This window comes from Hydrogenivirga caldilitoris (assembly GCF_003664005.1).
Classification (GTDB): domain Bacteria; phylum Aquificota; class Aquificia; order Aquificales; family Aquificaceae; genus Hydrogenivirga; species Hydrogenivirga caldilitoris.
Genome location: NZ_RCCJ01000001.1, coordinates 608,143 through 633,680, shown reverse-complemented (window position 1 = coordinate 633,680; position 25,538 = coordinate 608,143). Strand labels below are relative to the sequence as shown.

The following is a 25,538-nucleotide window of genomic DNA, read 5'->3' as shown; positions in this document are numbered from 1 at the left end:
CTGTTTGAATAATACTTTTATGGAAAAGGAGTGTAGCAACTTCTATTACCTCTTCCGTAGAGATCATCTGTTTCTGTAGAATTTAATTATCTCACCTGTCTCAGCCTTAAGTATGATATATCCCTCCGTTCCATTTACCTTCCAGTAGCACTCACCCGTTCTCTTTGACTGTCCTATCCATACCTTGAAGGGCTTACCGACATAGTCCCTTGCCACCTCTATGGCTCTTTCTATCGCCACCGCGTTCCTTATGCAGTCGTGGTAACTTCCGGCGAAGCTAAGACTTGCAAACAAAAGTATCACCAATACCTTCATAATACACTCCCCCTCTCTGATTATGAGGTATTATAAGTTCCAAAAATTGAGAATTCAAGGGAACTTTCACACTTCGTATTGAGTGTACTTGACTAAGATTCAATTGACCGCTCACGGTATCTTTTTCTCGCTTCCTCAAGCCACTCTAAGAAGAGGGCTAAGAAGATACCGAGGAAGAGGGAGGAAACAAATGACACAGCCAAGATAAGGAGCTTCTTTGGTTTGGAGGGTTGTGTTGGAGTTCTCGGTTCGGAAATAACCTCAAAAGCTCTTATATTACTTAGCAGTATCCTTATATCGTCAAACTCCCTTTCTAACATGGCTATTCTAGTACTAACTTCGGCTAGCTTATCTATATCTTTTTGATTTAATTCTTTTTTATAAGTGTAGAGCTCCTGTAGAGCTTCCAGCAGTTTCTTTTTTCTGGTTTGTAGTATGCTTTTAACACTGTATATTTTATCCTTAACCATGGGATTGTTTTCAATCCTTGCCATCAATTTTCTGAAAGCTGGCTCTATAACTTCAGGGTCATAAGCAGAAATGTTGATTATCACTGTTGATGGACTTTTTGTTTCTGGTTGTGCCTCTATATTTTTCAAACCTTTTACATCTAAATTTATTGATGAAATCAAATGACTGAACTCTTGAGGTGTGAGTATAGGCAAGAACTTAGGTTCTTCTGGATTTATTAAGAATACAGGGTCATACCCTATTTTTATAACCGCGGAGCTTTCATATACAGGCTTTGCCACAAATAGGTATACCAGCGAAGCAACGAGGAAAAGAAGAACAGTTCCAGCTACAACCTTCCACCTCTTTTTCAGTCTGAGCCACAGCTCGTAAAGGTCTATCTCCTCTTCGTAGTAAATCTCCCCTCTCTGCTTTTCCATGGTGGTAAAGATTTTATAATAAACCCATGCCTTTTAAGAGTCTTCAGGAGTTTGTGAGGGAGCTTGAAAGCAGGGGAGAGCTGGTAAGGATAAGGGAACCTCTCTCTCCGATTCTGGAGATCACGGAGGTGATAGACAGGGTCTCCAAGATGCCGGGAGGGGGTAAGGCGCTCCTCTTTGAGAACGTTGAGGGTTACGATATTCCGATAGTTGCCAACCTTTACGGCTCGGAGAAGAGGATAAAGCTCGCCCTCGGGTATGAGAACCTTGAGGATATAGGCTGGAAGCTCTACAGGATTTTAAGACCTGAGGTCCCCCAGACCTTCTTAGAGAAGTTAAAGAGACTCCCTGAGCTAAAGAAGCTGAACGACGCCATACCGAGGGTGGTTAAGAAAGCCCCCGTTCAGGAGGTTGTGGACAGAGACCCCGACCTCTTCTTCCTTCCTATCCCTCAGTGCTGGCCCAAGGACGGGGGTAGGTACATAACCTTCGGGCAGGTTATAACGAAGGACCCCGAGAGCGGTATAAGGAACGTGGGACTTTACAGACTTCAGGTTCTGGATGGGAAGCACCTTGCGGTTCACTGGCAGATACATAAGGACGGGAATCACCACTTCTGGAAGGCGAAGAGGCTGGGCAAAAGGCTTGAGGTTGCGGTTGCGATAGGGGGCGAGTCTCCCCTTCCTTACGTTGCAAGCGCCCCCCTACCACCTGAGGTTGATGAATACCTCTTTGCGGGAATAGTAATGGAGAGACCTGTTGAGCTTGTAAAGGGTATAACCGTTGACATTGAGTATCCCGCCAACGCAGAGATAGTTGTAGAGGGATACGTTGACCCACGGGAGGAGCTCGTAGATGAAGGACCCTTCGGAGACCACACAGGATACTATACGCCCGTTGATAAGTACCCGAGGATGCACGTCACCGCCATAGTGAGGCGCAGGAGTCCCGTTTACCTCCACACTATAGTCGGCATACCACCTCAGGAGGACAAGTATTTAGGCTGGGCTACCGAGAGGATATTCCTGCCCTTGATAAAGTTCAATTTACCGGAGGTCGTGGACTACCACCTGCCCGCCGAAGGAGGTTTTCATAACTTCTGCTTCGTCTCCATAAAAAAGCGCTTTCCCGGGCATGCCTTTAAAGTAGCTTACGCGCTTCTGGGTCTTGGACTTATGTCCCTAGAAAAGCACATTGTCGTTTTAGATGACTGGATAAACGTTCAGGATATGGGGGAGGTCCTCTGGGCTTGGGGGAACAACGTAGATCCGGCGAGGGACGTCCAGATACTTAAGGGTCCCATAGATGTTCTTGACCATGCTACTAACGAGGTGGGCTTTGGAGGAAAGATGGTCATAGACGCAACGACCAAATGGAAGGAGGAGGGATACACGAGGGAATGGCCCGAGGTGATAAGGATGGACGAGGAGGTTAAGAGAAAGATAGACGAGCTATGGGAAAAGCTGGGATTGTGAATTATACTTGACGGTATAATACCAGATACTATATAATAAATTATACCATGATGTATAATAACCCTTTCTTCTTCGGTGGTGTAGTTAAGGAGAAGGACTTCTGCAATAGAAAAAGAGAACTCAGATATCTGGAGAATGATGTTATGTCGGGTATAAACGTTCTGGTTTACGCTCCTAGAAGATATGGGAAAACCTCCCTACTCTTTGCCCTACTTGAAAGGCTCAAAGGTAAAAGCGTAGCAGGCATTTACATAGACCTTTTTCCTATATCCTCCGAGGAAGAGTTCCTTGAGGTTTATTTCTCTACAGTTGTTCGTTCCTTAGAATCAAAGGTAGACAGAGCCCTTAGGCTACTTAAAGAAACGCTCGGGTTCAAACCTTATTTTAGTGTGGAGGTTGACCCAGAGGGAAAAACCAGATTTAAACTAACACTCCGGAGAGAGGAAAGGGATAGAACCTTTGAGGAGGTAGTGAACCTTCCCTACGTATACACTGAAAGGACAGGTAGAAAGCTGTGCATAATTATGGATGAGTTTCAGGAAATTCACAGACTTGGGCTTAGCGCTAAGTTGAGGAGCGTTTTGCAAAAGCATTCAAGGAAGGTCTCTTATATATTTTCAGGGAGCAGAAAGTCTATACTTGAAAGGCTCTTTTCTGACAGGAAGGAACCCTTCTACGGTTCTGTTAAAAAGTTACCTCTTGAACCCATATCTGAAGAGGACTGGCTACCTTTTGTTGTGGGAAAGTTTGAGGAAACGGGGAAAAGTATAAACGAAAAATTTGTTAGAAGGGCTGTTGAACTTCTTGAAGGGCATCCACAGGGGGTTCAGCAGTTCTTCCACTTCCTGTGGGAGGAAACCAAAAATACCGTTGACGAAGAAACCTTTGAGCATGCTAAGGAAAAGCTTTTAGAGGCTGAAAAGGACGTCTTCTGGTTCATGTGGCAGGAGCTTACAAATGTGCAGAGGAATACCCTTAAACTTATAGCCTACACGAATGGCGTAGAAATATACAGGAGAGAAAATCTTGAAAGGTTCGGACTCAGCCCCAATACAGTCCAGAAGGCGGTAAAGTCTCTTATCCAGAAAGATGTGATAGATAGGCGGGGCAAGAGGTTTGTATTCCAGAGCCCGATAGTGAAGTTATGGCTAAAGAACCTCAACCCTTGAGCGTTCCGAGGGGTTTTAGCCTCGCTACCATCTTGGCTATTCCTAACTCGTGAATTACCCTAACAACCTCGGAAACATCCTTGTAAGCTTGAGGAATCTCCTCCATTATAGTTCCCTTCCCCCTTGCAACCACGGTGAGTCCGGCTATAACTCTCTCCAGCCCCTGTTCTTTGACAAGCCTCTTTGCGGCTCTCCTTGACATAACCCTACCGGCTCCATGACATGCAGTTCCAAAACTCTTTTCCATAGAGTCAGGCTGACCAACCAGAAGGTAAGAAGCCCTTCCCATATCTCCAGGGATTATCACAGGTTGACCGACTTCTCTGTAGGCTGGTGGTACTTCCGGATTGTAGGGAGGAAAGGCTCTCGTAGCTCCCTTCCTGTGAACCACAACCTTTTTAAGCTTACTTCCTACCCTGTGCTCCTCTATCTTCGCTATGTTATGGGCGTGGTCGTATATGAGTCTGTATCCGAACTCTTCCCAGGAGAGTCCAAGGAATCTTCTTACCGTGTTAGCCGTCTTAAAGCCCAGTATCTGTCTGTTGGCAAAGGCATAGTTGGCAGCGGCACACATAGCCTTGAAGTAGTCCTGTCCCTCGTTGGAGAGGAAGGGCATGCAGGCAAGCTGGGGGTCCGGGAGCTCTATCCCGTATTTTGGAAGAACCCTGACTGCTACCTTCAGATAATCGGTGCAGACCTGGTGACCAAACCCCCTTGAGCCCGAGTGAACCATTATGGTGACCTGTCCCTCATGGAGTCCGAGCTTCTGGGCTATCTCCTCGTCGTATATCTCCTCAACCATCTGAACCTCAACGAAGTGGTTTCCAGAACCCACAGTCCCAAGCTCGTCCGAACCTCTCTCGTAAGCCTCGTGGGAAGCCTTTGAAGGGTCGGCATTGGGGAGAGAGCCGAAGCTTTCAATGTGCTCCAAATCCTCTTCCAGCCCGTATCCGTGTTCCACTGCCCACTTCGCTCCTTTAACCAGAACCTCTTCCATGCTTGAAGGAGAAAGCCTTATATCTCCCGTTGAGCCAACGCCCGCAGGGACGTTTTTAAGAACCTCCTGCATTAGCTCCTTTATTTTCGGGGCGACGTCCTTTGATTGAAGGTTGGTGGCTATGAGTCTGACACCGCAGTTTATGTCATAACCCACACTTCCGGGGCTTATTATTCCCGTCTCCGTATCGGTCGCCATCACACCTCCGACGGGGAATCCGTAGCCTACATGAACGTCAGGCATAACGTATATGGCTTTCTGAACACCTCTGAGGGTCGCGGCGTTAGCAGCCTGTTTTATGGCATCCTCCTCAAGAAGCTCAAAGAGAGCATCACTCAGATAGATTATTACCGGAACCTTCTGTCCATTCACTGTATTCTTAGGGAGCTCCCAGACGTAATCCCCTTTCCTGACAAGCTGTTCCTTCAGTCCCATCTCTCACCCCCTTTATAATAAAGATCTTTCATCTGACGAACCTGTCTATAATCCTGGCACCGTTCAGGTCTCCCCAGACATTTACAGCAGTCCTGAGCATGTCCAGAAATCTGTCAATCGCTATTATCAAGCCTATACCTTCCAGAGGTATGCCTACAGAGCTCAAAACAAGAGTCAACATAACCAGACCCGCCCCCGGTATTGCGGCGGCATCTATGGACGCCAGGGTTGCGGTAAGGAATATCATCCCCAATTGGGGAAGGCTCAGCTCTATCCCGTAAACGTTGGCTATAAAGACGGCGGCAACAGACTCATAAAGGGCAGTCCCGTCCATGTTTATCGTTGCTCCGAGGGGAAGAACGAAGCCGGCAGTTTCCTTTTTAACACCTCCTTTTTCCTCAGCAACCTGTATGGACACGGGAAGGGTAGCCGCACTTGAGGCGGTGGAGAAAGCCAGCAGCGGTGCTTCTCTGACCTTTAGAAGGTATCTGTAAGGGTTGTATCTTCCAAAGATAAAGCCAAGGAGAGGAAGGGTTAAAAAAGCGTGCAGTGTAAGTCCAAGGACAACCGTAAGAGCATACTTCCACAGTGAAAAGAAGACTTCCGTTCCCATATCAGCTACCATAAAACCGACAAGGGCAAAAACACCCACCGGCGTTAGTCTTACCACCCAACGTGTCAGGTTTATGAGTCCGTCATTGAGGCCGTCAAAGAAGTTAAATACATGCTTCATCTTCTCTCTGCTAACGCTTAAGGTTGCAAGCCCAAATAGAACGGCGAAGAAGATTATCTGAAGGACGTTGCCCTCCGTGAAGCTCCTTACAGGATTTGATGGAATTATATTCCATATAACATCAACGAGAGTAAGCTCTTTCACATTGGGAGTATCTCCAGCTCTATGGAATACTTCGTTGCCTTCACCGGGTTTCAGCAGAACTACAAGTACGAGACCTGTAAGGACTGAAAGAGTCGTCGTTGTAACGTAATATAGGATGGTCTTCGTACCGATATCTCTAAACTTTGCGATATCGCCAAGTCCAAGCATTGCTATGAATACCGATGTGAACACGAGGGGCACTATTATCATCTTCAGGAGGCTTAGAAATATGTCTCCCAGTATCTTTAGCTTAAGCATGAGCTCTGGAAGGTAAACACCCCCCACAAAACCAAACAGCAAAGCAATCAGGGTCAGGTTTTCAAGGTAGAGAAGTCTTCTCATTCTGTATTAGCATATACTATTCCTGTATGAGTTTCGTAAGCAGGGAGTTCAAACCATACTTTGAAAGGTCCATATCGCCTGTAGTAGATTTTCTCTCTACCAGGGGAGTGCACCCAAACCTTATCACCCTCGCAGGTTTTGGGCTGATAACTTTAGGCTCCGTAGCTCTGTATTACAAAATGAGCCTTGCTGCCCTTTTACTGATGGGCATGGGGGCGCTTCTGGATGCTGTGGACGGAGCCGTTGCTCGCAGGAGGGGACTGGAGTCGGAGTTTGGCGCTTTTCTTGATTCCACGGTGGACAGGCTGTCCGATGCTATGCCTTTTCTCTCCCTGGGGCTTTTATACGCAGAGGTGTCCCAACCGCTCGGTGTTGCTCTGTCCTTTACCGCCCTTATAGGCTCTTACGGGGTCAGCTACACGAGAGCTCGGGCGGAGGCGCTGGGTATCTACGGCATAGGCGGTATCTTTGAAAGGACGGAGAGGTGGTTGGTACTGCTCTTGGGTATAGCTTCCGAGCTTATACCTCTCGCCCTCTTTATAATAACCCTGGGAGGATTTGCAACCTCCCTCCAGAGGGTATACGAGGTAAAGAAGAGCCTTGACAGGAGGTATTCATGAACATCTACGATATGGTTAAGCAGCTTAAGAATTTTCAACAGGGATTTGAAGAGGTAAAGGAAGGTCTGCGTTTAAGGAAAGAAGTCATAGATAAGGAAGGCGTAGAGCTTATCTTCAATGGACTCGGAGAGATCGTTGATATAGAAATAAAGAATGAAGAGCTAAGGAATGATTGGGAAAGGTTAAAGCCGATACTTATAGACCTAATAAATCAGGCACAGGACATATCAAGGGATATAGCTAAGGAAGAGTTCAACCGCAGGTTTGGAGGTCTCTTAGGAGGCTTGGGACTTGGCTTTTGAGGACGTCTTTCCAGAAGCCCTCAAGCTCGCCCTTGATAATGTCAGGAGGATACCCACCTATGGGGAAAGAGGGGCGAGCAGGCTCGTTTACAACCTCCTCAAGCTTCAACCGGAGGAGAGAAAACTCGTCGTTCAGGCTCTCACGGAGGCAAGTGAAAAGCTGAGACCCTGTCAGGAGTGTTATCTACTGACCGACAGAGATGTCTGTGCTATATGCTCAGACTCCAGGAGGAGCAAGAAGTTTCTATGTGTTGTGGAAGAGTCACAGGATGCCTACTCCATTGAAAGACTTGAGAGGTACAGGGGAGTGTATCACATACTCCAGGGAAGAATCGCCCCCCTTGAGGGTGTATCCCCGCAGGACCTGACTATAGACAGGCTACTGGACAGAATAGAGAAGAACAACGTTAAGGAAGTAATAATAGCTACAAACCCTAACGCTGAAGGTGAGGCAACCGCCAACTATCTTATGAAACTTCTAAAGGACAGGTTCCCTTCAGTAAAAGTGTCACGAGTGTCTTACGGTCTTCAGTTTGGTTCCTTACTTGAGTTCGTAGATGAGTTATCTCTGGAGAAGTCCTTTGAGAACAGGAAATAGAAGGTGTCTTCCTGGACGTAGCTCACCAGCTGAGGTATATCCCCGAGGAGGAAGTTCACCCTCTCCGGTATTCCATAACCTCTCCACACATGACCTGAACCCACTATAACAACAAGTTTTGCGCGAGGATAGGCAAGGGCTGTCTTGGCTATCTTGTAAGCCATGCCTGTATCCCATGCCAGCTGAACATCAAGAAAACTCTTCTCAACAGAGCTCTTGTGTTCCTTCATAGCCTTCAGAATAAACTCCCTGTGCTCCTTCCGAAGAGGCATGACCTTCTCCGGCAGATAACCGCTCCTCACCTTTCCAAGCCCTCTCCTTTTTACATCCCTGACCAGCTCCGAGGGTACATTAAGGGCTATGAGTTTTATACCCCTCTCCCTTGCAAACCTCCACAGGGGAGCATAAAGCTCCTTATCAAAACCCCATCTCCTTTTGTATTCGGTTCTTTTAAGCATCTCCTCCTCGTCTATATAACCCTCTACGTACTCGTCCAAGGCTTCTTGAAAAGGTTGCTGGAAAGCCTCCATAAGCAAAACGATTTCGTATCCCTTCTTATCAAGCTCCTTCAGTATTCTAAGCTGTAGTTGGTGTATATCTTCCCTGTCGTGGGTTTCACCAAGATATATCACTTTAGCTTCTTCCGCCTTAAGTATAAAACGTTCAAGAGAACTCCCTTCAAAGAAGATGAAGTCGGAGGAGAAGGCAAGTAAAGGCATTAAGAGCAGTAAGAGCATTGAATCATAGTATATCTTAGTAATATGACAGCCATACTGGTAACAGGAACTGACACCGGCGTGGGGAAGACCTTCATAACCTATAACATAGCCCGCGCTCTGAAGGAGAAAGGTATAAGGGTTGGGTGCTTCAAACCTGTTGAGACCTATGTCAGGGATATACCTGAGGACGGAAAACTTCTCGCCTCTGCTACAGGACAGAGCGTTGATGAAGTTGTTCCCGTAAGATTCCTCCTACCCTTAGCTCCCTACTCTGCCGAGATTGAAGAGGGCAAGAAGTTCTCCTTGAAGGAGCTTCGGGAAAGGTTTGAAGACCTGAAAAGGAAGTACGAGGTTTTGCTTGTAGAGGGCGCAGGCGGCATAGCGGTTCCCATAAAGGAGAATTACACTTACGGAAACTTAGCCAAAGACTGGGGAGTTCCCGTTCTAGTGGTTGGAAGGGCAGGGCTTGGGACCCTGAACCATACCTATCTCACCTGGTATTATGCAAAAAGCCTATCCTTGGAGGTTATCGGTATAGTTCTCAACGGCTTTGAAGGGACAGATGTCTCAGAGAAGACAAATCCCCGGGTCGTTTACGAAATGACCGGCTTAAAACCTGTATGCATAAGAAGGTCTAAGGGTACTTTAGTCTCAGAAGAGGAAAAGAACTTACTTCTTGAGCTTATCGGGTTTTAAACCGTAGTAGAAGGCCACCTGTTCCGCAAGCTTCTTGAAGTAAGGAGCGCTCACCTCACCTCCGTAAAGTTTCTTGCCTTTAGGTTCATCAACAACTATCACGGCAACAAATCTAGGGTCAGTAGCCGGAAAAAATCCGGCAAAATATGTAACCACTTTATCCCTTGAGTATTCCCCTCGTTCAAAGTCAAACTTCTGAGAGGTTCCCGTCTTGCCCGCTATAGTGAAGTACCTTGAACGTGCCCTGTGACCGGTCCCGTCTTCCACAACCTTTGTTAGAACTCTGTTCAACCATCTGAGTGTTCCTTCAGAGATAACTCTATCTTTCAAAACCTCAGGTTCAGCCCTGTACACAACCTTACCCTCTGAAGACACTATCTCTTTAACTATATGAGGCTGTAGAATTTTCCCTGTTGCGAGTCCACCAAAAGCAACCGCTATGTTTAAAGTGTTGAAGGCTATACCCTGACCTATGGAAGAGTAAAGTATATTCGCGGGGTAGTTGAAATCGGGAAGCTGTGGGTTTGCCTCACCCGGAAATATACTGAAACGTTTATTCATATGGAAGGTTTCAAGGAGCTCTTCAACATCCCTTTTATTAAGGTACTTTGCCACCTCTATCGTGCCTATGTTTGATGAGTGAACCAGAACATCCCTGAGTATTATCGTCCCCAGGCGTTTAGGGTCTCTAACGTAGCGGTCGTAAACCTTTATCCTACCGTTACCGGTATTAACCCAGAAGTTTGTAGTTATGTACCCCTTCTCCAGAGCCCAGGCTATGAAAAAGGGTTTCATGATTGAACCAGGTTCAAACACATCTGTAACGGCAAAGTTCCTTAGCTTATCGGGTGGGTAGCTCTGGAAATTGTTTGGGTCAAAGTAGGGATAGGTGGCGAGACCGAGTATATACCCGTTGGTCAGGTCCAGTAGGATTATAGAAACCTTTCTGGGTCTCCAGCTTCTAACTATATCATCCCTGAGCTTCTCCAGTATATTTTGAACTCCCACGTCCAGAGTAAGTAGAACGTCCTTCTCTTCTCCCAGCATACCTTTCAACGGGTGAAGGTATATCTTCCCGAGTCCACCGTTTATATACATGAGGGCTCTTGAATAACCCCCTCCAAGGTAATCGTTTAAGAGATACTCCATACCCTCCAGACCTTTGCCGTCAACCCCCACAAAACCTATAGTGTTTGAAGCTATGGACCCGTTCGGGTAAAGTCTCGTATACTCCTCCTGAATCCCAAGGTATCTTGTGTTCTTCGTCTTCACTATAAGACTTTTCAGTTTATCCTTAAGGTCCTTATCTATCCCTGAGAGTATCTTTATGGGTCTCTTTGCTCCAGATTCTATCCTCTTTCTTATGTTCCTGGCAGGAATCCCTGTAAGCTTTGAGAGCCCTTCTATAAGCATGTCTTTATTGTTCAATCTGCTTGTGTCCGGATGGGCATATACAGCGAGGGTGGGCACACTTAAGGCAAGCTCTCTATCATTTGCATCCTTTATGCTCCCCCTGTAAAGGGGTACTTTTATTAGGCTAATCCTGTCAAAGTTCCTTTCTATTTTTTCGGCTATCTCGCTCTCTTTTGTGACCTGCAGGTCAAGGATCCTGATAAGGGATATGAACGATAGAATTGTAAAGAGGGCGAGGACGAGCCTCGCCTTGGTCTCAAACTTCCTGCTTGCTCCCCATCTCCACTCCACAGAAAATTATTTTACTGGTACCTAAACACGCTGGGATTTAGAACATCCGGATAGGCTTGCTCCATTTCATAATCAAAGAGCTGCTTCCTAACCTTCTTGAGGTCGTTTTTGTTGGGTTTAAAGGGGTAGCTCTTTATATCGGAGACGGAGCTGTCTCCAAAGGGCCTGTTACAGGCAACCTCTGTGGTCTTTCCTCTGCATCCAGCGGTCATGAAGGGTTTCCCGCTCCAGAAGACCTCTTCAAAGACCTCTTCGGAGACTCCCCAGTCTATTATCTGACCCTTTTCGTTAAAGTTCATATAATCATACCTTGAGAGACCGTTGTCTATCAGGTATCTTGCGAACTGAACCCTCCTATACTGAGGTGCGGGGCACGGTTTTTCTTTCTCCATCAAAGACCCCTCTTCCGGCCAGAAGGAAAAGAGGTGGGTTCTCGCTCCAAGGTCTCTAACCTTCTGAATAGTTTCAACCATTTCCTGCTCCGTTTCTCCAAGACCAACTATGAGGTGGCATCCAGCGTATCCATCCCCCATAACCTCCGCACACCACTCAAGAACCTTCCAGTAGGTGTCCCACCTATGGGGGCTGTTCATGGGTTTGCCTCTAAGCTTATCAAATATATCAGGTGTTGCTGCATCAAGGGCAACCGTCAATGTATCAGCACCGAGCTTCTTGTAGTCCTCTATATCCTCGTAGGTTTGTCCGGTGGCGTTCATGAGTATAGAGACAAATAGCTGGTCTCCTAGCTCCTCTATAACCTTTCTCAGAACGTACTTGGTGTCCCTTATAGACCTGGGGTGGGTTATCTGGGATATACACAGGCGTTCCGCATGTCCAACCTGTTTAGTTCTCTCTATTATGTCTTCAAGCTTTACGGTAGGCCACTCCACCCTTATAAAGTTCTTCTTGGAGTACTCCATGTCTCTCGCCTTCTGAAGTCCACAGTAAGCACAGGTAGCATGGCATCCGGAAGGATAAGTGAGGAGCGTGTTTATACAGCTCAGTTTTGTATTTCTATAAAACTGACCCGGTATGAGTCCCAGAGTCATAGCTGCAGCCCAGCTTATCTGAAGGTATTCGGGACTCTCCCTCTGCTCGGTTAAGGTTTCAAGGGCAAGTTTATTCATATCTCTAACCTCCCGATTTGTTCAACTCTGTGTAATTATACTACGGTAGGTTTTCAGAATCGGACAAAGAGGGTAAGGGCTACCACGTCCACAGAATCCACAGATTCCGTGTCAACAGCCTTGTACTTGTATTCAAGCCCCGCCCCGAAGTTACCGACCTTCAACTGGGCACCTGCAAAAGCCTGAGCTCCTCCTCCATTCTCGTTACCTATGGTTCCAACAGGAGCGTCCGTAACGGGGTCCTTTGCATCAAGTCCAAACCTGTTTGAGGATATACCAGCCCCACCGTAGAGGTCTAAAACTGGAGCTACACTCAGAACAGCCTTTGCATTGAGCTCAAGGGTGGTGTAAGTGAGGTCAACGGAACATGTACCGTAGCCGGCACAGTAGAAGGTACCTATACTCTTTTTCCCGTAACCAAGCTCTACATTCGGTCCTACACTCAGGACAGGGGTGACCGGGAAAAGATACTCTCCATAAAAAGCCACGTATCCCTCCAGCGTTGTGCTATCATTGCCTCCGCTCCAGTTTATCCGAGCGTTCCCAAGCTTCACACCAAGCTCAACAGCATAGAGCTGGGTTGACAAGATTAACCCTCCAGCCAAGATGAATCGCTTCATATCTCACCTCCAATCTTATCTTTTCAAAACAACCCACACGTACAGGTCTCCTGTCTTTGGGTCAATCCATTCATCTTCTATGGTTGCATTCTTGATAAGGACCTCCCTAACCTCCTGCTCTGAGAGTGAGTTAAAGGTCTTCTTGTAGTATTGAAGGGTTTGGGTGTCAACGTTTATTTCAACCTTCGTAAGCTCCGACTTCACTATTATCTCTATCTGCTTAGCAAGGTCTGCAAGGGCTATCTGCTTGGCAAGTCTCTTCTGCTCGGCGTAACCCTTGCCCGGTATCTTTTTAGCTATCCCCACACCTCCGAGAACTCCGCCGTAGTTGGGATTGTGAACCCATACGGGCAATCCATCCTTGAGAGGATACTTGGTTCTCGGTTCCTCTCTCTTTGCAATCTCAATGGGCGCTTTTTCTAACCTCTGGGGTTCCTCCCTTAACTGAGGAGTTCTACCCTCTTCAAGGGTGAGCTCCTTGGCAGGTTTTGGAGCTTCTCTCTCAAGCTCTTCAAAAGCTCTCTCCGCCCTCTGGAGCTGTTCTTCCTTTCTGGGTTCGGTCTTTACCTTTTCTGTTTTTGGTCCGCAGGATACAAAGAGTAAAAGGGGCAAAAGGAGGGGCACGAGCAGATGTCTCATAGTGAGCTCGCCTCCACCTCAGTAGGTGAGAATCTTATAAGCTTAAGCTCGGGCATCCTCTCTATCGCGTTGGCAAGATAAACCGTGTTTTCAAGGTACGTAACCTTAAACTTACCGAGTCCGAGGTCTTCAACGGACTCAACCCATGGAACTCTCTGGAGTTTCTCCTTTATCTCAAAGTTCTGGCTGGTACTCTTTACGCCCTTCACAACGACCGTGACGACCTTCTTCTTAGATGCCCTGTAGCGCTCTATCTTTCCCATTATGTCGCTTCCAAGCTTCTGGGCGAGAGCCTCCATAGCCTTGTAATTGGCATCTTGAAGGTTGGGTGCTCTTCCCATAGCCGACAGAGAGCCCGAAGCCACTATCCTCAGCCCGTCTGCGTCCCTGGCAAGGAGGTAGTAGTTGAGCCTTGCCGTGACAACGTTGAAGGTCGCCCTTATTCCGTAACCTATATCCTGACCGGTCTGGGTTGAAGGAACCAGCTCTACCTTGCCGACAACCATAGCCCCAGAGAGAGCTCTTGACATATAAGCCCTCAGAAGTATGAATCTCTTCTGTGCCACTATCTGCTCCACATCGTAGGGGTTCACATTGGGGTTCCCCGCAAAATCGTAGACCTTGAAGCCCTGCTGGTTGAGAATATTAACCAGCTCCGTGGTGACCGGATTCATCTCATCAAGCTCTACACCGCTTGGGTTCTTTACTATAACCATCACACTGAACGCGGTATCGCTTGATATCAAGCTTAAGGCTCTTTCAGCCTCTTCGGGATAGACACAGCCCCTCACCTTAACCCTTACCATATCGGCAAAGTTCTCTTCCTGAAGCACTTTGACATCCTTTATGAATCCCCCTACCTGGTTCTTTATCACCTCGTCCAGTAGTTGGAAGTTCTGGACTATGGTCTTCACGCTCGTCGTTACACCGAGAGCCTTCTCTATAGCGTCCCACTTTGCCCTCGCAAGAGCTTCAGCCTTGGCACTCGCCCTATCACCACCTATCACCGACGCCTCACCCACTCCCACGGATTCTATACACTTAACCTGTTTCTTAAAGGGCTGTATCGGAGCCGGAGGAGGCGGTGGCTGAGGTTTAGGTAAGGAGACCTGCGGTTGAGGAGGTGATAGAGGAGGAGGCTGCATCTGGGCGGGTTGCTGAGGGGCTCCAGTATAGAGAGCGAGCTTTACGTTGCCTATGAGTGCAGGAAAATCACCGTAAGGCTTGTCCGTTTCATAGTGTTTGTAGAAGTAAAAGCCTATACCTCTTATTGGCTCGGTCGGTGTAAAGGGTTCCGATGCTATCTTGTTACCATCCAGGTATATAATAGCCTTCCCATTCCTGACGGCTAAGGCAACGGAATGTATGGCTCCTTTCTGTATGTTCCTCTTGTATTCGTAAAAAGCATCCCTGCTGCCACGGGGGCTGGAGGAGACACCTGCTTCAAACCTGTCACAGCTCCCCTTCAAAACTATGAAGGTATCTCCCCCAAGAGCATATTGATTACCTTCCTGAGCTTCCTTCAAGGTCCTCTCGGGGAAAAGGTTAACCGCTACAAAAGGGCATCCGGGTTCGAAGGTATAGAACTCAAATTCAAGAGAAAAGTCTCCAGATATGTTTAGTGGTTTGTAAAGATTTAAACCTGCATCAAAAGGCTTTATCCAGCGTTTCCCTTGAAAATCAACACACTCATAGCTTCCCTTGATTATGCTAAGGTCTTTTACCACATCCCCAGCAGGACAGGTTGTGCTATCCACTAAAAGTAGAACTTTATCCCCACCTTGAAATCCACTTGTAGTTGAAGATAAGGAAGGTAACTCAGAAACCGAAGCAACAGCACCTCCTCTACAAACCACAGCTCCGTACTTCTCGTTTACATTGGCATCGTTCCACCATCCGTCCGGTCTTCCCGCTCTCGCAAGCTCAATAGCTCCATAGTTTTCATAAGTTCCACCGTTAGGTTCTCCAGGTCCAAAGTTTAGAAAGTCAACGGGAGAACCATCTGCCCATCTCCACCTGCCTTCAGATCCATCGTCGGTCAGACCTATCCATGCTCCCTTCCACACACCCGGTTGCCAGGACACACTTTTGAGTAAGGCAAGCACCTTCATATTCTCTTCAAGGTTATGTATAGAGGCTATTTCTAAACCTTTTGATCTGCATGCCGCTGCTGCTGTAGCCCAGTTTACCGGACCAGTAAAAACAATAAGAGTAAATGGTGGATTACTCAAACTAGTGAACTCTGTTGCCGCAACTTGTCCCTGACCACCGTAATGAGGATTTTGGGGGTTGTGCCATCCGGGCGGTATAAAAGGAGGAGCAGAAAAGGAAAGACCCATCAGGGTAAGAACGATTAAGAACAGCCTCATGACTTCCTCCCTCAGAATAGCTTCTTAAGACCGCTTCCCCCCTCAAGGGGTTTCCTTTCAACAATTTGCCCCAGCTTCACCCTCATAATCTGAGCCTTGTCTCCCTCCAGTACAGCCCAGGCTTTGTCTGTCTGTATCTGGTTGGAAACCACAAGGGACACAGGAAGCTTGACCTGGTCACAGGTGGTTCTTCCGCTTATCGGGTCCTGAACAGCCTGGAAGTCTATAACATAAAACTCCTGCCCAGATTTCACACCCTGCTGGGCTCCAACATTTATAAGGGCGTACCTCTTACTCTTATCGGGCGCCGTCCTGAGCTGGATTATGTACCCTCTGAGCGGGAAGAGTTTAGATATTTCAGGTCTGATATCTTCAACAGCCTCCGCAACAGCCTTTTTAATTCCTCCTATTATAGAGTCATAGCTGAACTGGGGAGTTTTGCCCATAACCTCCCTTCCCGAAACGGTTTTAGATAGGACGACTTCACCAGTTTCGGTATCTATCACCTTTATCACCACGTCAACGATAACGTTCCATCCCTCCTGTGTAGCCGCACCAGCCGCAAGGACAGAACCCCATGTTCCAAAGAGTCCCTTTGCAGCCCCCTTGGCTTCCTCAAGGGACACCCACTTGAGGTTTACGTTATTAACCGCCCCTGTAATTATGTACTTCACACCGGCGAGCTGACCGATCTGGACGGCGGTGTTCGGGTCAATAAGCCCTGACATCTGGAGCTTTTGCTCTTCAAGCACCTTTTGCAAGTCCCTTCGGGTGTAAACCTTCATCCCTCCTATGCTTGCCACTTCGCTGACCACAGCTTCAGCTACACTCTCTCCTATCTTTGCGTTTATCTGCCTTGATATGGTTTCAGACTGGGTTCTCCAGTCCCTTTTGCTTGCTCCTGCGGACACTCCCCCAACTCCTATAACTCCTGGACCAACTACACCGACACCCCATGCTCCTCCTCTCACGTACTTTCTTGACTCTGTTCCCGCGGAAGCTGTCTGTATAGCGTTTGCAAGGTCAAAGGTACTGTTGTTAGCAAAATCTACCACGGCAACCTTCGGAACAGCGTTTTCGTAAGCCAGCCGGCAGGCGTCCGGTATTTCAACCTTAACCTGGTCTAAAGGTGTTATTGGATACGCAGTTGGGTCAATCTGTGACGTTTTTGCTCCACAGGCGAGAATAACAGGCATGACTCCCAGAGTTGCCACTAAAATCTTCTTGGACCTCATTTTTACCCCTCCTTTAGAGCTTTCTTACTTTTCATTTTAACCTCCTCTTGTATATATTCAATTTCAAAATGTCAAGTTTTAGTGTGAAAATTACCAGAAACCTTTACCTTGAAGTTCATTTAGAAGGTCCCTTAGTAAGGGGATGCACCTTTAACTCTGGTAGGGTAGCTCCTTCAAAAGGAAACACCATTCTTTCCAAAATTTTTGATAAGTATATAAGCAAAAGGGGTGATGCGGAAATAGAGTTTGATAGACTTGACCTCACCGGTTATACCGAGGAGGTTGTTGAGGTTTACAGAGTTTTAAGAAGAGAAGTGCCCTTTGGAAGAACCATAACTTACGGTGAACTTGGAAAGCTTACAGGGAAACATCCGAGGTTTGTAGCTTACTGTATGAAGATAAACAGGTTTCCCATAATAGTCCCCTGTCACAGGGTGGTTTCAAAATTTGGTCTGGGGGGCTTCTCCTACGGCATAGAGCTGAAAGCCTTACTCCTTAAGTTTGAGAGGGGGGAGGCCTGATACGAGCCGTTCAAACTCTTTAAGGACTCTTTCATACTCAGAGATAAGCTTCCTACCTAATTTCGTAAGCTCAGCGCCTTTCTTCTTCCTTCGTTTAACCACAGGCTTACCGAGTCTCTCTTCCATAGCCTTTATCTGGCTGTGAGCCCTTTTGTAGCTAAGTCCGAGTTTCTCTGCCGCTTTCAATATAGAACCCTCTTCCTCTATCGCTTTGAGGAGTTGGTACTTACCCTCGCTTATTATCGGTTCTCCGTCCAATTCCAGCCACACCTTGAACCTAATTATCAATTTCTCTCTCCAAAGAGCATCGTCCCTATGCGGACTATAGTTGCACCTTCTTCAATAGCCACCTCAAAGTCATGAGACATTCCCATTGAGAGGTGCTTGAGCCTCACTCCGAATCTATGCTCAAGCTCCTCCTTAAGCTCCCTCAACCCTCTGAAGAAGGGTCTGACCTCTTCCTGGTTTTCCCTATACGGAGGTATGGTCATGAGTCCTTCAACTTTAAGGTTGGGAAGGTTTTGAATGTGCGTAAACAGGCCGAAGACCTCTTTCGGACTCACACCCCCCTTTGTCTCTTCACCGCCCATGTTTACCTCTATAAGAACTCTCTGGACAAGGTCAGCCTTCTGTGCCCTTTTCTGTATCTCCTCTGCCAATGATACCCTATCAAGAGAATGTATTAGGGACACCTTACCAACTAAGTGTTTGACCTTGTTAGTCTGGAGTCTTCCTATAAAGTGCCAGTCTATAGTCAGTCCTGCAAGAGCCTCGTACTTTTTCAAAAACTCCTGAACTCTGTTCTCACCGAAGGTTCTCAAACCACAACCGTAAAAAGCCCTTATTCTTTCAGGTGGAACTGTCTTTGAAGCTCCAAGAAGGGTAACCTCTTCCGGGTCTCTACCCACCCTGTTACACGCTTTCTCTATGAGCTTCATTATAGACTTCAAGCGTTCGCACTCATGCATGATTAGATATCTTAAACCACAAACATCAGTAGACCAATCGGTGATATGTATCATGGAAAAGGAGCCTGATAAACAAACATTTACTTATGGAGGTAGGTATCATGGTTGATATAGTACAGGAGATAAAAGCGGGCAAACTTGAGGTCAGAAAGTTAAAGGGTAAAATTTACCCTTCCGCAACTGGCTCTGAAAGGGTTTTTGTCCTCTTATCTGGAAGGGGAAAGCTTATAAAGGGACAGTCTTTCAGAGATATTGAAGGGGAAGCCTTGATATCTGTTGAGCCAGGTGAGATCTTCGGATTTATCCCTGAGGGCAGCGCAACCTTGCTGGAGATATCCACAAAGACAGAAAAGGAAAAACCCTTAGAAAGGATAGAACTCAGAGAAATGGAGCCTGCAAGAAGACACCCTCTCGTTATGGAAAAGTTCAAAGAACTTAAAGAGGGGGAGGCGTTTGAAATTGTGAACGACCATGACCCGCTCCCTCTCTACTTCCAGATGAATATGTTCTTTCCAGGAAAGGTGGGATGGGAGTATGTGGAAGGCAATGGAGATCGCTGGATAATCCGGATTGAAAAGCTGGGAGGTGGTAGATGAGATTTCTCTTAGTTATGTTGCTGAGCTCAATAAGCCTCTTCGCCCAGGAGAACCTCACCATGAAACAGGTTATGCAGTTGGTAAATCAGTCGGCGGTGAAAGTTCTTGAGGGATTCCTCCTGAACAACGACAGGATGGTAATAGAGGGTGCGAGAGAGATAGCGGAACATCCAAAACCCGCAGGGGGACCTCTGAGGTACATAGAACCCTCAAAGAGAGAGGAGTTTGTCAAGCTTGTAAGAGGCTTTGAGGAACAGGTGCACGGAGGTTCACAGAGGATAATTGAGCTCATGAAGGAAGGTAAGAGAGAAGAAGCCTTTAAGGAGTACTTTCGGGTTCTCCAGGGATGCACAGCGTGCCACCGTATTTTCAGAGACGGGAGGTGAGAAGTGGAGAGGTTGAGAGCTCTTATAGAGGAGTTAGTTGAGGAGCACAGGAGTATCCTCAGAGAGCTAAAAAAAGTTGAGGAGAACCTTGAGGATAATCTGGAGAAGCTAATCCAGCTTATGGAGCATGAGGTTGAAAGGCACGCCCTTAAGGAAGAGAGTGAACTCAGGGAACTTGCGGAGGGGAGGTTTGACTTTTATGTTCTTGAGTTTGCCCATGAACAGGTAAGGGAAGCCCTTGAGGAGCTAAAGGAATCTCCTAACGAGAACAATGCAAAGAGGGCTATAGCCGTCCTTAAAAGCCATTTCATGGAGGAGGAGAACATCTACTTCCCCGAGATGCTTGGACATGAACCCTATTTAGGTGGTGAGGGTTGAGCCTATATTTATGAATAGGAGGTCTGAAAATGGGTTTTGACCTTGTAATCAAAGTAGGTGGTGAAGGTGGTGAAGGTGTTATATCAGCGGGGGACTTCCTTACAGAAGCTGCCGCTAGGGCTGGGTATGAGGTGGTGAACTTTAAGAGCTTCCCGGCGGAGATAAAGGGGGGGTACGCCCAGTCAATCGTGAGGATATCAGACATCAAGAGATATTCAACGGGAGATGGTTTTGATATTCTGTGTTGCTTTAACAGGGAGGCTTACGAGTTCAACAGGAAACACCTTAAAGAGGGTTGCGTCCTTATTTATGATTCCTCAGACTTTGAGCCTGAAGAGCACGAAGGAGTTTACCTCTACCCGGTTCCTCTCTCCGAGCTTGCCAGGGATGTGATGAAGGCATACATAACTAAGAACGTTATTGCCCTCGGTGTGCTTTGCGAACTCTTTAAGATACCTGACCAGTCCATAAAGGATTCAATAAGGGCAAAGTTCCTGAGAAAGGGTGAGGAGATAGTAGCTATGAACTACAGAGCCCTTGAAACAGGTATAAACTACGTCAGAGAGAATCTCAAGAAAACAGACCCCTACATATTCCCTCCTCCTCTGGAACCCAAAGACGTGGTGATAATGGAAGGAAACCAGGCTGTTGCAAAGGGTGCCGTTGTTGCAGGCTGTAAATTCTACGCAGCCTATCCTATAACTCCTGCAACCACCGTTGGGAACTACATAGTTGAAGACCTTATAAAGGCAGGAGGATGGCTCTACCAGGCTGAGGATGAGATAGCTTCGCTGGGTATGGCTCTCGGAGCTTCTTTTGCAGGTGTGAAAGCTATGACAGCAACCTCAGGACCTGGACTGTGTCTCATGACAGAGTTCCTCTCCTATGCAGGCATGACAGAGCTCCCAATAGTTGTAGTGGATGTTCAGAGGGTTGGTCCAGCCACGGGTATGCCCACAAAGCACGAGCAGGGAGACCTTTACCATGCGGTTTACGGTGGACACGGAGAGTATCCGAAAGCAGTTCTTGCCCCGACAAACGTTGAGGAGTGTTTCTACCTGACCGTGGAAGCTTTCAACCTTGCTGAGAAGTATCAGATGCCAGTATTCCTGCTCTCTGATGCCTCCCTATCCTTGAGGACGGAGGCTTTCCCAACACCAAAGGTGGAGAACATAAAGGTCATAAACAGGTGGGTTTACAGAAGGGAGGATGACCCAGAAGGCAGGTTCATAAGGAACGACAGGTTCCTGAGGTACGCTCTGTTCACCGAAGATGGTATAACGCCGGTAGGAATCCCCGGAGACCCGAATGCCATCCACGCCATAACCGGCCTTGAACATCAGGAAAACTCAGACCCAAGGAACAGACCGGACATAAGAACCCTGCAGATGGAAAAGAGAATGAGAAAACTTGAGAAGCTCCTTAAGGAAGATGCAGAGAGGTTTTATGAGTTTGACTGCCCCTATGAGCAGGCTGACATAGGAATTATCACATGGGGACTCACTGCGTCGGTGGCAAAGGAGGCAGTTGAAAGGCTCAGGAGCAGGGGGGCAAGGATAAACGCCCTTTACATGAAACTCCTGTGGCCTGTGAGAGCTGACCTCATTGAATCTTTTGCAAGGAGCTGCGGAAGGATAGCTGTACCCGAAACCAACTGGAGCGGACAGCTTGCCTCCATACTCAAGCAGGAAACCCATTTGAGGCCAATAACTTTCAATATCTACAGGGGTGAGCCTCTGATTCCCAAGGAGGTGGAAGCATTCCTGGAGTTCCTGATAGAGAACCCAGAGGTCAGGGAAGGAAGGTTCACGGCGGCGGACATATTCGGGGAAGAAAGAGTTTACGGACTAATTTAATAGGAGGTACAGTATGGGTGTTTATAGGAGACTTGAAGCTCAACTAAAACCGGTAGATTACAAGAGCGACATAGAGCCTACCTGGTGTGCAGGTTGTGGGGACTTTACCGTTATATCCTCTCTCACCAAGGTCTTCTCAGAATTGAGGATACCTCCGGAAAGTATAGTCCAGGTCTCCGGAATAGGATGCTCCTCAAGGGCACCTCTCTTTATGAGGACTTACGCCACTCATACCCTTCATGGGAGAGCCATACCCTTTGCCATAGGGGTGAAACTCGCGAATCCCGAGTTGACCGTCATATGCAATGTGGGAGACGGAGACCTCTTCTCAATAGGCGCGGGGCACAACCCTCATGCGGCCAGGAGAAACATTGATATAACCGTAATCTGTATGGACAACCAGGTTTACGGGCTTACAAAAAATCAGGTGTCTCCCACATCAAGGGAGGGACTTTACGGCTCCCTCACACCTTACGGGAACATAGACAGACCTATAAATCCTGTAGCCCAAATGCTGTCCTTTGGAGCCACCTTCGTAGCTCAAACCTTCTCAGGAAATCCGAAGCACATGACAGAGGTCTTCAAAGAAGCTATATCTCACAGGGGATTTGCCTTTGTGAACGTCCTCTCCCCGTGTCCTACTTTCAACAAAGTTGATACGTTCAAGTATTACAGGGAGAAGGTAAAGGATGTGAACTCAGAGCTTCCATTCCTTGAATATCCTCTTGTCAAGGAGAAGAACATAAACGAGGAAGGACACGACCCCTCCGACTTTAAAACCGCCCTTGAGCTGGCTCTACATGACCTTGACCACTACTACAATCCCAACGCTCCGGTTCCAATAGGTGTGTTTTACAGAAAGGAGGAGGAGACTTACGAGGACAGAGTCAGCAGGGTTAAGGAGCGGTATAAGGCAGTGAAAGAACCGACTCTGGAGCTACTTCAAAGCTTTATAAACGCCTGCAAGCCGGAGGCAATATAATGGAAGAGGTAAGAGAAGCCCTCAGGGAGGTGATAGACCCACACACTGGCATGAACCTGGTGGATATGGGTGTGGTCCAGCACATCCAGACTGAAGGGGAGTGGGTTTATGTATCCCTGAGACCCACAAGCCCTTTCTGTCCCATAACGGACTATCTCGTGAATGCGGTCAGAGAGAAGCTGAGAGGGCTAGGATTTAAAAGTATAGAGGTGGAGCTGGAAGATGCCCTTTATTGATGTTAGGAATTTAGAGCCTCCCCAGCCTATGGTAAAGGTGGCAAAGGCTCTTGAGGAGCTTAAAGAGGGAGAAACCCTTGAGGTCCTTGGCTCAAGGCCATTCACACACCTCCTCCCAAGGCTTGAGGAGCTCGGATACTCTTACGAGCTTAAGGAAACGGAGGAAGGATATCTATTAAGGATATGGAGGTCCGGAGAGGAGAGGGTCTCAAAAGAGGAGGAAGAGTTCAGAATAGACGAAAACACAAACGTCGGAAAGCTGTTAGAGAAGTATCCGGAAGCCCTGAACGTACTCATAGAGTTTGGATTCACTCCCCTTAAAAATCCACTGCTTAGGAGGATACTCCCTTATACGGTCACGCTTGGTCAGGCGAAGAAAATAAAGAGGATGTCTGATGATAAGTTTGGTAAACTCCTTGAAAGACTGAGGGAGCTTGAAGAATGGAAACGATAGAGGAACTGAAAGTCCATTACCGGTGGAGTAAAAAAGACGAGGAAAATCTGAGAAAGGTAGCCTGGCTTGGTGAGAGCTACGCTGACGAGTTCATAGAGCGTTTTTACAACTACCTTGAGAACTTCAGGGATACAAGCCTTTACTTACCAGATGAGGAAACCAGGAAGAGACACAAAGATAAAGTTAAGAGGTGGTTCGCAGAGCTTTTTCTTTCTAAATACGACGCCCAATACCTTAGAAGGCTATACAGAATAGGAGAGGTACACCTCAGGATAGGGCTCCCTCCCCACTACGTCCAAGCCTCCATGAACTTTGTTAGGGATTTCATAGCGGAAAAACTGACCGAGCATATGGGGTGTTCTCCTGAAAGAGACGAGATAATTGCCTCCATAAACAAGGCTTTAGACCTTAACCTTGATGTTATGGTGAACTCCTTCAGGGAGGAGGAGCTGAAAGTTTACCTCTCTTCAGGAAAGCTACAGAGGGTGCTTATTGAGAACATAAGACGCGTATCCTGGTTCTTTGACATATTCATAATCACTGCGCTCTCAGGAGTCGGGCTCTTCCTAATTCTCTGGATAGGGTATGAGTTCTTTCTGGTTGCTACAGGAGAGCTCCCCCTGGAAAGGGGTGGGCTGGGGATATTAGGTTCTGTCCTCATCCTTTACGCTATATCGGAGCTGCTGTCAGAAGAAATCAAGCATATAAGGGGAGGTGCCATAAGCATAAAGGTCTTCGTAGGGGTAGCCTTAGCTGCTCTGATAAGAAAGGTTTTGATAATATCCCTATCTCCGGAGAAGTTCCAGGAGCTTATAACCCTATCTATAACCACCCTTGCCCTCGGTGTGGTTTTTTGGCTCATATACAAAGTTGAGGGCAGGAGATGATAGAAGTTACAGAAAAAACTACCTTTGTGAAACTTACACCCTTGTATATAATTCTCGGTTTACTTTTCCTGCTCCTGTCCTTGACCCAGAGGGGTATAGGCTGGGGGGATTACACGGCTACCGTGCTCTACTTCAGCGTTCCTTCTGTGGTTGTTGGAGTCTTATTCCAGCTGTACCCTGTTCTCCAGGGGATACCTTCTAAGCTTCAAGCCCTCACTTACCTTCACCTTCTCCTATTTCTATCCTCCTTCTGCCTGTATATTCTTGAACTCAGCTTTGGAGTGCCCTACTTTTTATCCTCCTTGATTTACATGGTGTACATTCTCTTCAATACACGGAGATACAGCGGGCAAGTTCAGCTTTTCTTTCTGGTAGGGTCTGTCTTCTATCTGCTGGCTTCTTACTTTATTCTGGTAGGTGAAACAAACCAATTCCTGGTTAAACATACCCTTGCGGTGGGTTTTCTACTCACCGTCTCCTTCGGAGGTATATACCTGCTACTCCCCATGCTCCAGCTGGAAAGACTCTACTTCTCCAATAACATCTGGCTTCACCTTTCCTTTCATACCTTCTTCACCATAGACTTCCTTATAAGTTGGAAGAGGTTTTCCTTCCAGCACATATACATCTCCGGACTTCTCATCCTGGCTACTCTTTTATTCCATCTCTTTATCCTTTACAAAACCCTTTCAAGGAGAGAGAGTCCGCTCAAGGGTCTTGACCCATCAATAAGAGCCTTCCTTCTTAGTCTAATAATGCTTACAACGGCTCTTGTCGTTGGTGTCCTTTCTGCGGGAAGTCAGGACTTTTCAATTCTAAAACTACACTCTGACGTCCTGCTTTACGGCTTCTTTCCGATTCTTACTCTCGGCGCAAGCTATCACATAATTCCCTTCATGCTCTGGTGGAAGGGGTTCGCTCCAAAGCTTGGAAAGGAAAAGGTGCCCACACTGAAGGAGCTTTTCCCCGAAAAGTTTCTGGAGATTAGCCTCCTTTTAATATCCTTCTCCCTGTTTGGTATGGTTGGCAGTTTATTCCTTAAGGGTATCGTTCAAATATTCTTCTCTATCACCTATGCCTTGGGTATCATGCTATTCCTGTTACCCTCTTTACGGTTATCTTACAAGTTTCTGAAAGCTTAGTTT

At 47.1% G+C, this 25,538-nt stretch carries 29 protein-coding genes; 16 read left to right on the top strand and 13 right to left on the bottom strand.

All coding sequences use genetic code 11. The features are described 5' to 3' along the window. Positions 1-63 precede the first annotated feature (63 nt). Both BCF55_RS03470 and BCF55_RS03465 read right to left on the bottom strand, forming a co-directional pair. Positions 64-315, bottom strand: coding sequence for a hypothetical protein (locus BCF55_RS03470; RefSeq protein ID WP_121010032.1), 252 nt, complete (start codon positions 313-315; stop codon positions 64-66). A 92-nt stretch (positions 316-407) separates the two neighbouring features. After that, positions 408-1,205 carry a Wzz/FepE/Etk N-terminal domain-containing protein gene (locus tag BCF55_RS03465; protein WP_121010029.1) on the bottom strand — a complete coding sequence of 266 codons (798 nt, stop codon included), beginning with the start codon at positions 1,203-1,205 and terminating at the stop codon, positions 408-410. Positions 1,206-1,231: 26 nt separating this feature from the next. On the opposite strand from BCF55_RS03465, the gene BCF55_RS03460 reads away from it, so the two are divergent. Together BCF55_RS03460 and BCF55_RS03455 are read left to right on the top strand one after the other, a co-directional pair. Beyond that, positions 1,232-2,680: a menaquinone biosynthesis decarboxylase gene (locus tag BCF55_RS03460; protein WP_121010026.1), complete on the top strand. Its 1,449-nt coding sequence runs from the start codon at positions 1,232-1,234 to the stop codon at positions 2,678-2,680. A gap of 47 nt (positions 2,681-2,727) precedes the next feature. Beyond that, positions 2,728-3,849 (top strand): AAA family ATPase, encoded by a 1,122-nt coding sequence (locus BCF55_RS03455; protein WP_121010023.1) that lies wholly within the window; start codon positions 2,728-2,730, stop codon positions 3,847-3,849. Here the strand turns inward: BCF55_RS03455 and BCF55_RS03450 are convergent. Then, positions 3,839-5,281: an RtcB family protein gene (locus tag BCF55_RS03450; protein WP_121010020.1), complete on the bottom strand. Its 1,443-nt coding sequence runs from the start codon at positions 5,279-5,281 to the stop codon at positions 3,839-3,841. The two genes, BCF55_RS03455 and BCF55_RS03450, sit on opposite strands and share 11 nt — an antisense overlap. Before the next feature lie 28 nt (positions 5,282-5,309). Beyond that, positions 5,310-6,500: a dicarboxylate/amino acid:cation symporter gene (locus BCF55_RS03445; RefSeq protein WP_121010017.1), complete on the bottom strand. Its 1,191-nt coding sequence runs from the start codon at positions 6,498-6,500 to the stop codon at positions 5,310-5,312. 26 nt (positions 6,501-6,526) lie between these two features. Here BCF55_RS03445 and BCF55_RS03440 point away from each other — a divergent pair, with 26 nt between their 5' ends. Genes BCF55_RS03440 through recR form a run of 3 tightly spaced genes read left to right on the top strand, consistent with a single transcriptional unit; the run spans position 6,527 to position 8,020 of the window. Beyond that, positions 6,527-7,120, top strand: a complete 594-nt coding sequence (locus tag BCF55_RS03440) for a CDP-alcohol phosphatidyltransferase family protein (protein ID WP_121010014.1) — start codon at positions 6,527-6,529, stop codon at positions 7,118-7,120. After that, on the top strand, positions 7,117-7,422 hold the full coding sequence (locus tag BCF55_RS03435; protein WP_121010011.1) for a YbaB/EbfC family nucleoid-associated protein: 306 nt from the start codon (positions 7,117-7,119) through the stop codon (positions 7,420-7,422). The genes BCF55_RS03440 and BCF55_RS03435 overlap by 4 nt, the downstream gene beginning before the upstream one ends. After that, on the top strand, positions 7,412-8,020 hold the full coding sequence (gene recR / locus BCF55_RS03430) for a recombination mediator RecR (RefSeq protein WP_121010008.1): 609 nt from the start codon (positions 7,412-7,414) through the stop codon (positions 8,018-8,020). Before BCF55_RS03435 ends, recR begins: the two co-directional genes overlap by 11 nt. Here the strand turns inward: recR and BCF55_RS03425 are convergent. Next, positions 7,951-8,757 carry a ChaN family lipoprotein gene (locus BCF55_RS03425; protein WP_121010005.1) on the bottom strand — a complete coding sequence of 269 codons (807 nt, stop codon included), beginning with the start codon at positions 8,755-8,757 and terminating at the stop codon, positions 7,951-7,953. The two genes, recR and BCF55_RS03425, sit on opposite strands and share 70 nt — an antisense overlap. A 24-nt stretch (positions 8,758-8,781) precedes the next feature. Between BCF55_RS03425 and bioD the strand changes: the two genes are divergently transcribed. Beyond that, on the top strand, positions 8,782-9,435 hold the full coding sequence (gene bioD, locus BCF55_RS03420) for a dethiobiotin synthase (RefSeq protein ID WP_121010002.1): 654 nt from the start codon (positions 8,782-8,784) through the stop codon (positions 9,433-9,435). Here the strand turns inward: bioD and BCF55_RS03415 are convergent. Genes BCF55_RS03415 through BCF55_RS03390 form a run of 6 tightly spaced genes read right to left on the bottom strand, consistent with a single transcriptional unit; the run spans position 9,409 to position 17,129 of the window. After that, positions 9,409-11,139 carry a peptidoglycan D,D-transpeptidase FtsI family protein gene (locus tag BCF55_RS03415; RefSeq protein WP_121009999.1) on the bottom strand — a complete coding sequence of 577 codons (1,731 nt, stop codon included), beginning with the start codon at positions 11,137-11,139 and terminating at the stop codon, positions 9,409-9,411. The two genes, bioD and BCF55_RS03415, sit on opposite strands and share 27 nt — an antisense overlap. 11 nt (positions 11,140-11,150) lie before the next feature. Further along, on the bottom strand, positions 11,151-12,266 hold the full coding sequence (locus BCF55_RS03410) for a radical SAM protein (protein WP_121009996.1): 1,116 nt from the start codon (positions 12,264-12,266) through the stop codon (positions 11,151-11,153). Between the two features lie 53 nt (positions 12,267-12,319). Then, positions 12,320-12,886, bottom strand: a complete 567-nt coding sequence (locus tag BCF55_RS03405; RefSeq protein WP_121009993.1) for an outer membrane beta-barrel protein — start codon at positions 12,884-12,886, stop codon at positions 12,320-12,322. Positions 12,887-12,901: 15 nt separating this feature from the next. Beyond that, positions 12,902-13,525 (bottom strand): LPP20 family lipoprotein, encoded by a 624-nt coding sequence (locus tag BCF55_RS03400; RefSeq protein ID WP_121009990.1) that lies wholly within the window; start codon positions 13,523-13,525, stop codon positions 12,902-12,904. Next, the gene (locus BCF55_RS03395; protein ID WP_121009988.1) at positions 13,522-15,894 is read right to left on the bottom strand and encodes a C-type lectin domain-containing protein; all 2,373 of its coding nucleotides are present in this window, start codon (positions 15,892-15,894) and stop codon (positions 13,522-13,524) included. The genes BCF55_RS03400 and BCF55_RS03395 overlap by 4 nt, the downstream gene beginning before the upstream one ends. A gap of 11 nt (positions 15,895-15,905) precedes the next feature. Further along, positions 15,906-17,129 (bottom strand): CsgG/HfaB family protein, encoded by a 1,224-nt coding sequence (locus tag BCF55_RS03390; protein WP_245960390.1) that lies wholly within the window; start codon positions 17,127-17,129, stop codon positions 15,906-15,908. Between the two features lie 83 nt (positions 17,130-17,212). On the opposite strand from BCF55_RS03390, the gene BCF55_RS03385 reads away from it, so the two are divergent. Beyond that, positions 17,213-17,650, top strand: coding sequence for a methylated-DNA--[protein]-cysteine S-methyltransferase (locus tag BCF55_RS03385; RefSeq protein WP_211322880.1), 438 nt, complete (start codon positions 17,213-17,215; stop codon positions 17,648-17,650). On the opposite strand, the gene BCF55_RS03380 is transcribed toward BCF55_RS03385, so the two are convergent. Both BCF55_RS03380 and BCF55_RS03375 read right to left on the bottom strand, forming a co-directional pair. Further along, positions 17,618-17,938 carry a winged helix-turn-helix domain-containing protein gene (locus BCF55_RS03380; RefSeq protein ID WP_121009985.1) on the bottom strand — a complete coding sequence of 107 codons (321 nt, stop codon included), beginning with the start codon at positions 17,936-17,938 and terminating at the stop codon, positions 17,618-17,620. The genes BCF55_RS03385 and BCF55_RS03380 overlap by 33 nt on opposite strands. After that, the gene (locus BCF55_RS03375; RefSeq protein ID WP_121009982.1) at positions 17,935-18,618 is read right to left on the bottom strand and encodes a YggS family pyridoxal phosphate-dependent enzyme; all 684 of its coding nucleotides are present in this window, start codon (positions 18,616-18,618) and stop codon (positions 17,935-17,937) included. The genes BCF55_RS03380 and BCF55_RS03375 overlap by 4 nt, the downstream gene beginning before the upstream one ends. Positions 18,619-18,719: 101 nt before the next feature. Here BCF55_RS03375 and BCF55_RS03370 point away from each other — a divergent pair, with 101 nt between their 5' ends. From BCF55_RS03370 to BCF55_RS03330, 9 genes are read left to right on the top strand one after another with little or no spacing between them, the layout of a single operon-like run. Further along, positions 18,720-19,214: a DUF2249 domain-containing protein gene (locus tag BCF55_RS03370; protein ID WP_121009979.1), complete on the top strand. Its 495-nt coding sequence runs from the start codon at positions 18,720-18,722 to the stop codon at positions 19,212-19,214. Beyond that, positions 19,211-19,600, top strand: a complete 390-nt coding sequence (locus BCF55_RS03365) for a hypothetical protein (RefSeq protein WP_121009976.1) — start codon at positions 19,211-19,213, stop codon at positions 19,598-19,600. The genes BCF55_RS03370 and BCF55_RS03365 overlap by 4 nt, the downstream gene beginning before the upstream one ends. A gap of 3 nt (positions 19,601-19,603) precedes the next feature. Next, positions 19,604-19,978, top strand: coding sequence for a hemerythrin domain-containing protein (locus BCF55_RS03360; protein WP_121009973.1), 375 nt, complete (start codon positions 19,604-19,606; stop codon positions 19,976-19,978). Positions 19,979-20,007: 29 nt separating this feature from the next. Beyond that, on the top strand, positions 20,008-21,834 hold the full coding sequence (locus BCF55_RS03355) for a 2-oxoacid:acceptor oxidoreductase subunit alpha (RefSeq protein WP_121009970.1): 1,827 nt from the start codon (positions 20,008-20,010) through the stop codon (positions 21,832-21,834). A 13-nt stretch (positions 21,835-21,847) separates the two neighbouring features. Then, a complete protein-coding gene (locus BCF55_RS03350) occupies positions 21,848-22,816 on the top strand; it encodes a 2-oxoacid:ferredoxin oxidoreductase subunit beta (protein WP_121009967.1) in 969 nt (322 codons plus the stop codon). Beyond that, on the top strand, positions 22,816-23,052 hold the full coding sequence (locus BCF55_RS03345; protein ID WP_121009964.1) for a metal-sulfur cluster assembly factor: 237 nt from the start codon (positions 22,816-22,818) through the stop codon (positions 23,050-23,052). The genes BCF55_RS03350 and BCF55_RS03345 overlap by 1 nt, the downstream gene beginning before the upstream one ends. Then, positions 23,039-23,506, top strand: a complete 468-nt coding sequence (locus BCF55_RS03340; RefSeq protein WP_121009962.1) for a DUF1858 domain-containing protein — start codon at positions 23,039-23,041, stop codon at positions 23,504-23,506. The genes BCF55_RS03345 and BCF55_RS03340 overlap by 14 nt, the downstream gene beginning before the upstream one ends. After that, a complete protein-coding gene (locus tag BCF55_RS03335; protein ID WP_121009959.1) occupies positions 23,494-24,393 on the top strand; it encodes a protoglobin domain-containing protein in 900 nt (299 codons plus the stop codon). Before BCF55_RS03340 ends, BCF55_RS03335 begins: the two co-directional genes overlap by 13 nt. Next, on the top strand, positions 24,390-25,535 hold the full coding sequence (locus tag BCF55_RS03330; RefSeq protein ID WP_121009956.1) for a hypothetical protein: 1,146 nt from the start codon (positions 24,390-24,392) through the stop codon (positions 25,533-25,535). Before BCF55_RS03335 ends, BCF55_RS03330 begins: the two co-directional genes overlap by 4 nt. Positions 25,536-25,538: the final 3 nt, after the last annotated feature.